This window comes from Pseudonocardia sp. GCM10023141, from assembly GCF_042653605.1.
The window spans coordinates 228,071-240,517 of sequence record NZ_JBHSIR010000055.1 but is presented as its reverse complement, the minus strand read 5'-3'; the positions used below and the strand labels follow the sequence as shown (position 1 = coordinate 240,517).

Below are 12,447 nucleotides of genomic sequence, written 5' to 3'. Positions count from 1 at the left end.
GATGGCCGCGAGCGTAGGAGACGTACCGGACGATCTCCTTCCGCAATACGTTGTTCGCCGTGACGAGGGACGCGAGCCCGACGGCGCGGGCGCTGCGCGTGCTCGCGCTGCTGCAGGCCCAGCCCGGCATCACCGCCGACCAGATCGCCGAGCAGCTCGGTGTCACCGGGCGGGCGGCCCGGCGTTACATCGCGATCCTGCGGGAGGCCGAGATCCCCGTCGACGCGGAGCGAGGTCCCTACGGCGGTTACCGCCTGGGCCGGGGCCTGCGACTGCCGCCGCTGATCTTCAGTGCCGCCGAGGCGCTCGGGCTGGTCATGGCGGTGCTCGACGGGCACCACGCGGCCGCCGACCCCGCCGACCCGGTCGGCGCCGCCCTCGGCAAGATCATCCGCGCGCTCCCGGAGGGGGTTGGCCGGGAGGCCGCCACCCTGCGGTCACACGCCACCGCCGTACCCGTCCGCGAGGACAACCGTCCCCACCCGGCGACGACCAGCGCGCTCGTCGACGCGGTCGACGCGCAGCGACGGGTACACATCGGCTACCGCAGCGCATCGGGGCGGGAGTGGCACGAGGAGGTCGAACCCTGGGCGGTGGTGGTGCGCCACGGCTACTGGTACCTGCTGTGCCATTCGCTGCGGGTCGAGGCGGTCCGCGCCTACCGCGTCGACCGGATCACAGCGGCCGCGCAGGGCACCGAGGGGTTCCGGGTACCGGCCGACCTGGACGCCGCCGGGCTGCTCGAGGAGCACCTCGCGACCGGTTGGGAGTTCGCGACCCGGGTCGTGTTCGACGCGCCCGCTGCCGAGGTCGCCCGCTACGCGGCCGCGCCGATGGGCCGGCTCGAACCCCTCGACGAGGGGCAGCGGTGCGTACTGGTCGGCGCCACCAGCAATCCCCGGATGTACGCCGGGGAATGGCTGGCCGGGATCCCGCTGCCCTTCCAGGTGGAGGGCGGGCCCGAGCTGCGTGCCGCGGTCGCGGCAGTGGCCCAGCGCCTGAGCAGCGCGCTGGACCCACCGCTCAGGTGACGTCGTCGAGGCGCTGCGGGCGCTCCACCGGCTCCGGTGTGGGCACCGCCGACGGCAGCGGCGCCGGCGAGGTGTTGACCATGCTCGGGCTGGTGTCGATGGCGCTCGGGGTGGTGTCGATCGGTGACGGGCTGTCGGGATCCCAGCTGTCCCAGCCCTCCGCCTCGCGGCGCTTGGCCTTGCGCCCGTCGTTGACCCGCGCGATCTGGATGGCGATCTCGAACAGCAGCACCAGCGCCAGCGCGAGCGCCGTCATCGAGATCGGGTCCTGGCCGGGGGTGGCGACGGCGGCGAAGACGAACAGGCCGAAGACCAGGCCGCGGCGCCACGCCTTGAGCTTGGCGTAGCTGACGACGCCGACCAGGTTGAGCATCACGACCAGCAGCGGCAGCTCGAAGCTGACCCCGAAGATCAGCAGCAGCGCGATGACGAACCCGAAGTAGGAATCGCCCGACAGCGCCGTGGTCTGCACCTCGGAACCGATGGTGAGCAGGAACGCCAGCCCCTGCGACACCACGAAGAACGCGAGGACCGCACCCGCGAGGAACAGCACCGCGGCGCACGAGACGAACGTGAGCGCGTAGCGGCGCTCCTTGGCGTACAGACCCGGGGTGATGAACGCCCACAGCTGGTAGAACCACACCGGGCAGGCCAGCACCACCCCGGCCAGCACGCCGACCTTGAGGCGCAGCGTGAACTGGTCGAACGGGCCGGTGCCGATCAGCTTGCAGGAGCCGTCGGCGGTGAACACCGCGCGTGACGACGCCGGGATCGAGCAGTAGGGCTCCTTGAGGATGTTGCCCAGGCTCGGGGCGCCGAAGAACGCCACGTCGAACCAGATGTAGCCGAACACCGTGGTGATCACGATCGCGATCAGCGCGATGGTGATCCGGTAGCGCAGCTCGTAGAGGTGCTCGATGAGCGACATCGTGCCGTCGGGGTTGGCCGGCTTCCGGCCACCTCGGCGCAAGGAGATCTTGGGCACCGCCGCAGGCTACTGCGCGTTGCTGCCGGGCTGCCCCGACGCGTTCTGGGTGGACGGCGCCGCGGGCGGTTCCGTCGTGCTGGCGGCCGGCAGCGGGGCCGGCGCGACAGGCGGTGCGGGCGGGGTGGCCTGCGCCGCGGGCGTCTCGGGCTCGTCGTTCTTCATGCCCTTCATCTCGCCCTTGAACACGCGCGCCGACTGCCCGATGGAACGGGCCATGTCGGGCAGCCGCTTGGCGCCGAAGAGCAGCACCAGCACGCCCAGGATGATCACGATCTCCCAGCCACCGAGGCTCGGCATGGCACCAGTCCTTCCGCCCGTGGGGAGTGGATCCCCGAGAAATGCCCTCTCCCGCGGAGAAACCCTTCCCCCAGGAGAAATCCAGCGCAGTCTACGCCGTGCGCGTCGCGGCACCGGTGTCGGTGATCGCGACACCCCTCATTCGTGCCGCGGCCCGCGACGGTTCACCCGGATCGACGAGCTCAGCGCAGCCTGCGCTCGTCCGACAGGCTGCGCAGCACCGCGAGCCGCGTGCCGACCTCGGTGCCGAGCCGCGCCCTGGCCTGCAGGAACCGCCGCAGCGGCGGGCGCAGCAACACCAACAGGAGCACCACCAGCAACACCACGCCGAGCACGAGCATCCCGATGGCCGAAACGAAGTCGCTCACGGCTGCCCCACCTCCTCGCCGGCCACGGCCAGCGCCTCCCGGGCCCGGCGGCCGACGGCGTCGGCCAGCTCGGGCGGTTCCAGCACCCGCGCGGCGCCGCCGAGGCCGAGCACGAGCCGCACCAGCCAGGCCGGGTCGGCGAAGCGCATCAGCACCCGGGCGCGGTCACCCTCGAGCTCCACGATCTCGTCGACGGGGTAGTACTCAGCCACCCACAGCGCCTCCCGCTCCAGCAGCAGCACGGCGTAGCGGTGCTCGGCGCTGGGCCGGAACAGGCCCTCGGAGAGGTCGGTGGGCTCGGCGTCCTGCGGCGGCGCTGCGGGCTCGTCGAGCACCGTGACGTCCTCGACCCGGTCGAGGCGGAACAGCCGCACCGCCTCGGCCCGGCGACACCACGCCTCCACGTAGCCGCGACCCTCCACGATCAGCAGCCGCATGGGGTCGATCGTGCGCTGGGAGATCGCGTCGCGGCCCGCGGTGTAGTAGGTGATGCGCAGTGCCCGCCCGCCGGCCAGCGCCTCCCGCACGGCGGCGGTGGTGTCCTCCTCCATGCTCGACATGGCCACCGCGAGCCCACCGAGGCCGGCGTCACCGACGGCTCGCTCGATCTTCGCGGTGGCCCGCTGCACGGCGGCGGTGTCGACGACGCCGGGCACGTCACCCAGCGTGCGCAGCGCCACGAGCAGGGCGGTGGCCTCGGCGGTGGTCAGGCGCAACGGGCGGCGCATCCCGGCGTCCTCGGTGACGGTGACCGTGTCACCGGCGAAGGACAGGTCGACCAGGTCACCGGGGCCGTAGCCGGGCAGCCCGCACATCCACAGCAGTTCGAGGTCGCGGCGCAGCTGCTTCTCGGTGATGCCGAAGTCGGCGGCGGCCTCGGCGATCGGGATGCCGGGCCTGCCGAGGAAGTAGGGCACCAGCGACAGCAGGCGCGGCAACCGGTCGGCGACGCCCCCGGTACTCACGGCGCGCCCGTGGGAACCTCGGCGGGCTCGCCCGCCGGTGTCGCCGCGGCCACCCAGAGCGCCCGCACGGCGTCGGCGAGCGCGGGCGGCTGCAGCACCGCGACGTCGGGGCCGTGACCGGCGAGCCAGCGCGCGACGGTGTCGACGCCGCGCAGGTCCATCTCCAGCTCGTCGCCGGGCCGGCCACCGTGCTGGTACGGGCCGAGTATCCGGCCCAGCCTGCGCAGCCCGTGCGCGCGTCCGGCTGCGACCCAGACCCGGGCGGTGCCCGACACCGGGGCGGGCTCGACGTTGCGGCGCACCATCGTCATCAGGTCCACCCCGGCCGGCACCGTGACCACACCGGGCGGACCGATCGGGGTGACCGGCTCGCTGATCCGCGACACGCGGAACGAGCGCGGCGCGTCGCGGCCCCGGTCGTGACCGACCAGGTACCAGCGTCCGCGCCAGGACACGACGCCCCACGGCTCGACCGTGCGCTGGACGACCTCGCCGCCGGGGCCGCCCCGCTGGTGCAGGAACGTGACGGCGCGGCCGGCCTGCACCGCGGCGAGCAGCGGCGCGAAGGCCGGATCTGCAGCCCGCACCCGCGGCTGGACGCGGCCCTGCTCCTCGTCGACCTCGACCCCGGCCGCTCGCAGCTTGACCAGTGCCCCGTGGGCGGGCCCGGCCAGCGCCGGGGAATCCCACAGCCTGCCGGCCAGCGCGACGGCGGCGGCCTCGTCGGGTTCCAGGTCGATCTCGGCGAGCTCGTAGTCCTGCCGCGCGATGCGGTAGCCGTCGACGGCGTCGAAGGTGGAGGTGCGTCCGGTCTCCAGCGGAACGCCCAGCTCACGCAGCTCGGTCTTGTCGCGTTCGAACATGCGGAAGAACGCCTCGTCGTTCGGCGCCGTGGCATAACCGGGCACGATCGAACGGATGCGCTCGGCAGTGAGGAACTGCCGGGTGGACAGCAGGCAGAGCACGAGGTTCACCAGACGCTCGGCCCGTGCGGAGGACACCCCGGGAATCTTATCCGCCGTCTCAGTCTGGAACACCCGCGGCCTTGACCTGGGACGTCGGCGGTTCCACCCTCTGGTGTCATGGGAGCAGTACCGGCAGCGGAGACGTTCAGCCCGTGGACAGTCGTCAACCTCGTGTTCCACCATCTCGTCGACCAGGGGCTGCACCCCGTGCTGGGTGAGGGCGGTGATCCGGCCGTACCGGCCACCGCGCTGTTGCGCACGCTCGGTATCGACCCCGGACGCAACGACGAGACCGTCACCTCGGCAACGGTGCAGGACGAGCTGGCAGCGATCAGGACCCGGATGCTCGGTGAGCCGCCTGCCTGAGCCCGGTGGGGCAGCCCGTCAGCGCGCGAGGAACGACAGGACGAGTCCGATCGCGGCCGGCACGCTCTGCACGAGCAGGATCCGCACGCTCACGGTGGCCGCGCCGTAGATGCCGGCCACCACGACACAGGCCAGCGAGAACACCGCCAGCGCGAACCCGGCGACCGTCGCCGGGCCGCCGACGATGAGCGACACGATGAGACCGGCGGCGAGGAAGCCGTTGTAGAGACCCTGGTTGGCGGCCAGCGTGGCGGTGGCTTCGGCCTCCGCCTCGCTGGTCCCGAAAGCCGCCCGGGCCCGGGGCGTGCGCCACAGGAACATCTCCAGCACCACGATGTAGATGTGGATCAGCGCAACGAGCGCGATGAAAACGTCTGCGGCGATCAGCACGGGGTCCTCCACAAGATCAGGGAGCCGCACAGTAGCGCCCGTGGGCCGTGCCTCTCTCGCCGCTTGCCCCCGCCGCGCCGAGTAGGTGCCGGTGGTCGAGCGCGCACTGGCTCATGATCGAACCGGAACCTGTGGGCGTTGATCACTCGTCCGGCACGCGCCAGGCCCCGGATTGCTGCGAGGGCCGTTACAACGACGCGATCAGCCGGTCCACCCGCTCGTCGACGGCCCGGAACGGGTCCTTGCACAGCACGGTGCGCTGGGCCTGGTCGTTGAGCTTGAGGTGCACCCAGTCGACGGTGAAGTCGCGCCCGGCCGACTGCGCGGCGGCGATGAAGTCGCCCCGCAGCTTGGCCCGGGTGGTCTGGGGCGGAGTGTCCTTGGCCGCCTCGATCTCACCGTCGTCGGTGACGCGGTCGACCATGCCCTTGCGCTGCAGCAGGTCGAACAGGCCACGGCCGCGGCGGATGTCGTGGTAGGCCAGGTCGAGCTGCGCGACGCGCGGGTTGGCCATGTCCATGTCGTTGCGCGCGCGGTAGCGCTCGATCAGGCGGTGCTTGATCGCCCAGTCGATCTCGCGGTCGATCCGGGACAGGTCGCCCGACTCGATGGCGTCCAGCGTGCGGCCCCACAGCTCGAGCACCCGCTCGATCATGGGGTCCTCGGAGCCGCGCGTGGCGACGTGCTCGACGGCGCGGGCGTAGTACTCGCGCTGGATGTCGAGTGCGCTGGCCTCCCGCCCGCCTGCGAGCCGGACGGTGCGGCGGCCGGTGAGGTCGTGGCTGATCTCGCGGATGGCGCGGATCGGGTTGTCGAGGGTGAAGTCGCGGAACTGGACACCCGCCTCGATCATCTCCAGGACAAGGGTGGCGGAGCCGACCTTGAGCAGCAGCGACACCTCGGACATGTTCGAGTCGCCGACGATGACGTGCAGGCGCCGGTAGCGCTCGGCGTCGGCGTGCGGTTCGTCGCGGGTGTTGATGATCGGGCGGGAGCGGGTGGTGGCGCTCGAGACACCCTCCCAGATGTGCTCGGCCCGCTGCGAGAGGCAGTAGACGGCTCCCCTCGGCGTCTGCAGGACCTTGCCGGCGCCGCAGATCAGCTGGCGCGTGACGAGGAACGGCAGCAGCACGTCGGCGATCCGGGAGAACTCGCCGGCGCGAGCGACCAGGTAGTTCTCGTGGCAGCCGTAGGAGTTGCCCGCCGAGTCGGTGTTGTTCTTGAACAGGTAGATGTCGCCGCCGATGCCCTCGTCGATCAGCCGGCGCTCCGCGTCGACGAGCAGATCCTCGAGGATCCGCTCCCCCGACTTGTCGTGGGCGACGAGCTGGGCGAGGGAATCGCACTCGGCGGTGGCGTACTCGGGGTGGCTGCCGACATCAAGGTAGAGCCGCGCGCCGTTGCGCAGGAACACGTTCGACGAACGTCCCCAGGAGACGACGCGGCGGAACAGATACCTCGCCACCTCATCCGGGGACAGGCGCCGCTGGCCGTGGAAGGTGCAGGTGACCCCGAACTCGGTCTCCACACCGTAGATCCGCCGCTGCATCCCCCCAGCGTAGGCGGAGAGGGCCCGCAGATGTCACGACTGAGACGGTCGGATTCCGGCGCGTCGCGTCGGTCGGCCACGCCGACACAGCTGCCGGGATGTCCGGCAAGCGGCCGATCAGGGGGAATGCCGACCCGGGCGGCGACGCACCGTACGGGATCGGCTCACAGCAGGCCCGCCTTCGCGAGATCGGCCTCGTAGATGTCCGCCGACTCCTCCTCGTCCCGGCCCGCCTGCTCGGCGTGCTCCCAGGCCTTCTCGTAGACCTCGACCGAGCTCTCGTAGCGCCGGCGCCAGCGCTCCGCGTCGACCCGCCAGTACCCGACGACGCCGTACGTGCCGGCGGCCATGCCCAGCTCGTGGCGCAGGTACTTCCGCACCCCGCGGGTGGCGGCCGCCTCCCCCGCGACGTAGACGTAACCCGACCCGACGGGCAGGTCGATGCCGCGGGCCAGCTCCTCGAGCCTGCTGCCGGCTGCCGGGTCGGGGTTGTGCACCCAGGTCGTGGCGGCCCGCTCGATCGGCAACCGGTCGGCGGCCGTCGGCACCTCGACGACAGCCGTGGTGGCCACCCCCGCGGGGGCCTCCTCGGCGATCCGGGAGATCGCGGGGAGCCCGGCGATGTCACCGATCAGCACCTGCCACCGCGCGTCGGCTGGACGCTTGAACCAGCTCTGGCGACCGGAGATGCCGATCCGGTCCCCGACGGTGGCCCGCCGGGCCCAGGAGGCGCCGATCCCGCCCTCGTGCGTGACGATGTCGAACGTGTGGCGGCTGCCGTTGCAGGCGCGCACCGTGTACCAGCGACCATCGGTGTCTCGCCCACCCCCGGCCAGCGGAACGTGCAGCACGCAGCCCTCGTCCGGGACGCCGAGCGGCTCGGGTGCGGCGCCCTGCACCTCGATCCGGACGATGCTCGGGGTCAGCGGCCGGACCCCGACCACCTCCACCTCGTAGGGCTGGATGTCCGGTTCGTCACGCGTCATATTGGCAAGGCTAACCTCACTGAACTCCGTCCGGAAAGGGCAGGATGTCTCCCGTAGGGTCGGCTGGTGTTCTCCTGGATCCGGCGTGCCGGACGCACCATCGACGACGCCGACCACGCGATCACCCGTGCCGTCGCCGCCTTCCCGCCCTCGCGCCTGGACGGGGTGCTCAAGGGCACGTCGGTCGCGGCCAACCACAGCCTGCTGTGGTTCGCCGTCGCGGCACTGCTCGCCGGCCGCCGCGGCACCAGCCGCAAGGCCGCCGCGCGGGCGCTCGCGTCCATCGCCGGAGCCAGCACGCTGTCCAACGCCGTGTTCAAGCCATTGCTGCCGCGCCGCCGACCCGCCGCCGACGAGCTGCCGGGCTACCGGACGCTGGCCAACGCGCCCCGGTCCTCGTCGTTCCCGTCCGGGCACGCCGCCTCCGCTGCCGCCTTCGCCACCGCGGTCACGTTGGAGAGCCCACGGCTGGGCATGGCCGTGATCCCGATCGCCGCCACCGTCGCGTACTCGCGGGTGCACAACGGCGTGCACTGGAGCACCGATGTGCTCGCCGGTGCCGCGGTGGGCACCGGCGTCGCGCTCGCCACGCGCCGCTGGTGGCCCGTGCGGGAGCAGGACGAGGCGCGCGCCCGCCCGATCGACACCGCACCGGAGCTCCCCGGCGGCGAGGGCCTGGTGATCGTGTCCAACCAGCGCTCCGGCGACGCCGACGTCGACCCCGCAGGCGAGCTGGAGGCGGCCCTGCCGGGCGCCGTGGTGATCCGGGCCGATCCCGACCGCGACCTCGACGAGCAGCTCGACGAGGCCGTCGCGGCCCGCGGGGGCTGGGTGCAGGCGGTCGGGGTCGCGGGCGGTGACGGCACGGTGGCCGCTGCTGCCGCGGTCGCCGCGCGCCGCAAGCTGCCGCTCGTGGTGGTGCCCACCGGCACGCTCAACCACTTCGCCCGCGACGTCGGCATCTACGACATGCAGGAAGCCGTCGACGCCGGCACGTCGGGCCAGGCCGTCGCCGTCGACATCGGCGTCGTCGACGTCCACGACGGCGACGACGCCACCGGCGACCACGCCCGCCCCTTCCTCAACACCGCGAGCATCGGGGCCTACCCCGACCTCGTGCGGCTGCGGGAGCGCTGGGAGGGCAAGTGGGGCAAGTGGCCCGCGTTCGCCGTGGCACTCGTGGCGATGCTGCGCCGCAACCAGCCGGTCGAGATGACGATCAACGGAACGCCCACGTCGGTGTGGCTGATCTTCATCGGCAACGGGCCCTACCACCCCCGCGGCATGGTTCCGGCCTGGCGGCCCTCCCTCGACTCCGGCCTGCTCGACGTCCGCTGGCTGCGCGCTGACCTGCGCTTCGCCCGCACCCGCGCGGTCGGTGGTCTCGTGTTCGGGGCGCTGGCCCACAGCCGCGTCTACCACCAGATCGAGGTGCCGCAGGTCGAGATCGAGCTCACCAGGCCCGCTCGGCTGGCCACCGACGGCGAGGTGGTGGCGAAGGCGAGCCGGTTCACCTTCCGGATCTCCCCCGACCCGATCCCCGTGTACCGCCGCGACGAGGACCGCTGGACCGGACGCGCCCGGCCCTTCCAGCGCACCTGACCGCGGTCGTCAGGTTCCGGCGTGCACCTCGGCCGGCTGAATGAGGTGGGTGATGCCGCGGGCGGTCAGGTGGGCGGGATCCGCGGCGAACGGGGCGAGCACCACCGCCGGCCGGTGGCCCGCGATGGCCAGGTCCATCCAGGCCTCGAAGAACGCGCCACCGGGTGCGCAGGTGGCACGCAACGGTGCGTGCAGGTCGTCGCCGGAGGTGGCGCCGGCCTCGAGCACGAGACCGACCGCGCGCGCTGCCGGCGCGGCGAGCGCCGATCGTGCCCCGGCGAACGCCGCGACGACCGAGCCCGTGGCCTTGACGCGCTGCTGCTGGTCGATCAGGCCCAGCGAGTACTCCAGCTCCGGGAAGTCGAGCAGCTCGCGGCCCACGTCGTGCGAGCACCACCACGTCACGCCGTAGAGGCCGTGACAGTCGAGCACGTGCTCGAGCGTGCGCCGGGCGAACTCGGGCGCCTCGGCCGCGCTGACGTGCGGGGCCGGCGCGCCGATCTCCTGCAACCACACCTCGCGGTGCGGATCGGTGCCGTACGCCCTCGCCAGCTCCACGAGGTACGCGGCCAGCCGCACGCTCTGCTCGCTGAGCCCGCCGTAGCGGCGCGCGGTGCCGTTGAAGATCCACGAGTGGACGGTGGTGCGGGCGCCGTGCCGGGCCCCCAACTGCGGGGTGAAGGGGTGCTGCGGATCGAACAGCGCGGCGTCGTACTCGGAGTGGTGGTGCTCGGCGTGCGGTGCACCCGCGGTGCACGCCGCCAGCATCGTGCGCAGCCAGTGCTCGGCCTCGGCCACCGTCAACGTCGACGGCTCGGGGTGCTGCGCGCCCGCGAACTGGGAGAACTCGTTGCCGACGCTCATGCCCAGGAAGTTGGGCCGCCCGGCCAGCTCCCGGGCGATCGCGGTCAGGTAGGCGGCCTGACCGGCCACCACGCCGTCGGCGGTGAACAGGTTCTGCCGGTGCCAGGTGGTGGCCCACGACGGGACGAAGTCGAAGCTCGACAGGTGCCCCTGCAGCCCGTCGACGCTCACGTCGAGCCCGCGCTCGGCGGCGGCATCGACCATGGCGCCGAGCTGACGCAGGGCCGCGGGCCGGACCAGCCCGCGGTTGGGCTGGAAGAGCGGCCACACCGCGAACATCCGCACGTGATCGACGCCCAGCGCGGCGATGGCGTCGAGGTCGGCACGCACCGCGTCGAGGTCGAAGTCCAGCCAGTGGTGGAACCAGCCCGTGCGGGGGGTGTAGTTGACGCCGAAGCGGGGCGGCATGGAGGTCGGTTGCCTCACGTCGTGCGAGCGGGGGGCGCGGTGCTCTGGCGCACCGCGAGCTGTGGGGTCACCTGCTCGCGCTCGAGCACGGGCGCACCGCCGTCGAGCTGGTCGATCAGGGCGCTGGCCACCTGGAAACCGAAGTCGAACGTGTCGCGCGAGAGCGCCGTGATCGACGGGTGGGTCAGCCGCGTCAGTATCGAGTCGTCGAAGGCGACGATCGACAGGTCCCGCGGCACGTCGAGGCCCAGCTCCCGGGCCACCCCCAGCCCGGCCAGCGCCATCACGTCGCTGTCGAAGACGATCGCGGTGGGCGGCACCGGGGCGGCCAGCAGCTGCCGGGTGGCCGCGGCGCCCTCACCGTCGCTGAAGTCGGTGTTCACCGTGGTGACGGTGGCGCTGCCGAGGCGCTGCGCGACGGCCGTCACGGCCTCGTGACGGCGCTGCGTGTGCAGGAACTGCGGCGGTCCGGCGACGTGGGCGATGCGCTCGTGGCCCAGCTCGAGCAGGTGGTCGAGGATCGTGGTCATCGCCTTGCGGTCGTCCGCCCAGACGCTCGCGACGGTGCCGTGGCGCCCGGGCCCGCCGACCACGACAGCGGGCACGCCGAGCTCCTCGAGCACCGGGATGCGGGCGTCGTCCACCTGCAGGTCGATGAGGATCAGCCCGTCGACACGGCGCTCGTTCCACCAGCGCCGGTGGACGCCGATCTCCGCCGCGACGTCCTCCACGATCTGCATCTGCAACCCCAGCCCGCTCTGCGCGAGCGCCGCCTGGATGCCCGAGGTCAGCAACGCGAAGAACGGCTCCACGCTCAGCGTCCGCGCCGGGCGCGCGATGACGAGCCCGACGACGTCGGTCTTGGAGCGCCCGAGGTTGCGGGCAGCGCTGTTGGGATGCCAGTCGAGCTCGGCGGCGATCTCCAGGATCCGCCTGCGGGTCTCCTCGCTGACGCCCGGCCGGCCGTTGAGCGCGAACGACACCGCGCCCTTCGAGACGCCTGCGCGCACGGCGATGTCGTCGATCCTGGGCCGTCGCTTGGCCACCCGCAGTCCTTCCCACCCGATCGGGCCGCCGCCGGTGCCGGGCCCGACCACTGGCAGTCGTCCGAGGGGCCCGATGCGTTTCCGCACTATACCGGTTTATCGATACCGTGGGCCCCAGCCGTACCCCGTTGCAGGAAAGCCACTTTCCCGCAACGACGTGGCAGGAAAGTGGCTTTCCTGCAACTCATGGTGCCCGCGCTGATCACCCCACCGGGCGCGCTCAGCCCCCGCTGCCGTACGAGCGGGTCAACACCTCGAGGTTGTGCCCGTCGGGCGAGTCGAAGTAGCAGGCCCGGCCACCGTCATGGGTGTTGTGGCCCGGCCTGCGATGCCCCGGATCGGCGAACGTGGCGACGCCCCGATCCGCCACCCGGGCGGTGACGGCGTCGTACTCCGCCTCCGAGACCAGGAACGCGTAGTGCTGCGTCGTGATCTCGGAGGCGCTGTCCATGAAGTCCAGGTTGGCGCCGTTGTGCAGCGCCACCACCGCGAACGGCCCGAACGAGACGGGCTCGGGAAGGCCGAGCACCTCGGTCAGGAACCGCGCAGCGCTGCGCCTGTCCTTGCTGGCGACGATGGTGTGGTTCAGCTCGATGGCCATGTCCACCAGCATGCGACCTCG

The 12,447-nt window shown here is 72.4% G+C and carries 14 protein-coding genes; 3 read left to right on the top strand and 11 right to left on the bottom strand.

All coding sequences use genetic code 11. The features are described 5' to 3' along the window. Positions 1-59: 59 nt before the first annotated feature. Positions 60-1,031 (top strand): helix-turn-helix transcriptional regulator, encoded by a 972-nt coding sequence (locus ACFPFQ_RS30195; RefSeq protein WP_379624877.1) that lies wholly within the window; start codon positions 60-62, stop codon positions 1,029-1,031. Here the strand turns inward: ACFPFQ_RS30195 and tatC are convergent. The 5 genes from tatC to ACFPFQ_RS30170 all read right to left on the bottom strand — a co-directional run bounded on the left by tatC (position 1,024) and on the right by ACFPFQ_RS30170 (position 4,650). Continuing rightward, positions 1,024-1,959: a twin-arginine translocase subunit TatC gene (tatC, locus tag ACFPFQ_RS30190; RefSeq protein WP_379625482.1), complete on the bottom strand. Its 936-nt coding sequence runs from the start codon at positions 1,957-1,959 to the stop codon at positions 1,024-1,026. The genes ACFPFQ_RS30195 and tatC overlap by 8 nt on opposite strands. Positions 1,960-2,025: 66 nt before the next feature. Further along, positions 2,026-2,316 carry a Sec-independent protein translocase subunit TatA gene (tatA, locus tag ACFPFQ_RS30185; RefSeq protein ID WP_379624875.1) on the bottom strand — a complete coding sequence of 97 codons (291 nt, stop codon included), beginning with the start codon at positions 2,314-2,316 and terminating at the stop codon, positions 2,026-2,028. A 182-nt stretch (positions 2,317-2,498) separates the two neighbouring features. Next, positions 2,499-2,684: a hypothetical protein gene (locus ACFPFQ_RS30180; RefSeq protein WP_379624873.1), complete on the bottom strand. Its 186-nt coding sequence runs from the start codon at positions 2,682-2,684 to the stop codon at positions 2,499-2,501. Continuing rightward, positions 2,681-3,649 (bottom strand): helix-turn-helix transcriptional regulator, encoded by a 969-nt coding sequence (locus ACFPFQ_RS30175; protein WP_379624871.1) that lies wholly within the window; start codon positions 3,647-3,649, stop codon positions 2,681-2,683. The genes ACFPFQ_RS30180 and ACFPFQ_RS30175 overlap by 4 nt, the downstream gene beginning before the upstream one ends. Beyond that, the gene (locus tag ACFPFQ_RS30170) at positions 3,646-4,650 is read right to left on the bottom strand and encodes a helix-turn-helix transcriptional regulator (protein ID WP_379624869.1); all 1,005 of its coding nucleotides are present in this window, start codon (positions 4,648-4,650) and stop codon (positions 3,646-3,648) included. Before ACFPFQ_RS30170 ends, ACFPFQ_RS30175 begins: the two co-directional genes overlap by 4 nt. 81 nt (positions 4,651-4,731) lie before the next feature. Here ACFPFQ_RS30170 and ACFPFQ_RS30165 point away from each other — a divergent pair, with 81 nt between their 5' ends. Further along, complete coding sequence (locus ACFPFQ_RS30165) at positions 4,732-4,980, top strand: hypothetical protein (protein ID WP_379624867.1); 249 nt, start codon at positions 4,732-4,734, stop codon at positions 4,978-4,980. Between the two features lie 18 nt (positions 4,981-4,998). Here ACFPFQ_RS30165 and ACFPFQ_RS30160 read toward each other — a convergent pair whose 3' ends face one another. The 3 genes from ACFPFQ_RS30160 to ACFPFQ_RS30150 all read right to left on the bottom strand — a co-directional run bounded on the left by ACFPFQ_RS30160 (position 4,999) and on the right by ACFPFQ_RS30150 (position 7,905). Next, a complete protein-coding gene (locus ACFPFQ_RS30160; protein ID WP_379624865.1) occupies positions 4,999-5,370 on the bottom strand; it encodes a DUF1304 domain-containing protein in 372 nt (123 codons plus the stop codon). A gap of 187 nt (positions 5,371-5,557) precedes the next feature. Beyond that, positions 5,558-6,919 carry a Pup--protein ligase gene (gene pafA, locus ACFPFQ_RS30155; RefSeq protein WP_379624863.1) on the bottom strand — a complete coding sequence of 454 codons (1,362 nt, stop codon included), beginning with the start codon at positions 6,917-6,919 and terminating at the stop codon, positions 5,558-5,560. A 164-nt stretch (positions 6,920-7,083) separates the two neighbouring features. Then, a complete protein-coding gene (locus tag ACFPFQ_RS30150) occupies positions 7,084-7,905 on the bottom strand; it encodes a siderophore-interacting protein (RefSeq protein WP_379624861.1) in 822 nt (273 codons plus the stop codon). A gap of 66 nt (positions 7,906-7,971) precedes the next feature. Here ACFPFQ_RS30150 and ACFPFQ_RS30145 point away from each other — a divergent pair, with 66 nt between their 5' ends. Further along, on the top strand, positions 7,972-9,507 hold the full coding sequence (locus ACFPFQ_RS30145) for a bifunctional phosphatase PAP2/diacylglycerol kinase family protein (protein ID WP_379624860.1): 1,536 nt from the start codon (positions 7,972-7,974) through the stop codon (positions 9,505-9,507). Between the two features lie 9 nt (positions 9,508-9,516). On the opposite strand, the gene ACFPFQ_RS30140 is transcribed toward ACFPFQ_RS30145, so the two are convergent. The 3 genes from ACFPFQ_RS30140 to ACFPFQ_RS30130 form a co-directional block, all read right to left on the bottom strand. Beyond that, positions 9,517-10,797 (bottom strand): glycoside hydrolase 5 family protein, encoded by a 1,281-nt coding sequence (locus ACFPFQ_RS30140; protein ID WP_379624858.1) that lies wholly within the window; start codon positions 10,795-10,797, stop codon positions 9,517-9,519. Continuing rightward, entirely contained in the window at positions 10,794-11,825 is a 1,032-nt protein-coding gene (locus ACFPFQ_RS30135) for a LacI family DNA-binding transcriptional regulator (protein WP_379624856.1), read from the bottom strand. Before ACFPFQ_RS30135 ends, ACFPFQ_RS30140 begins: the two co-directional genes overlap by 4 nt. 220 nt (positions 11,826-12,045) lie before the next feature. Further along, a complete protein-coding gene (locus ACFPFQ_RS30130) occupies positions 12,046-12,426 on the bottom strand; it encodes a VOC family protein (protein ID WP_379624855.1) in 381 nt (126 codons plus the stop codon). Positions 12,427-12,447 lie beyond the last annotated feature (21 nt).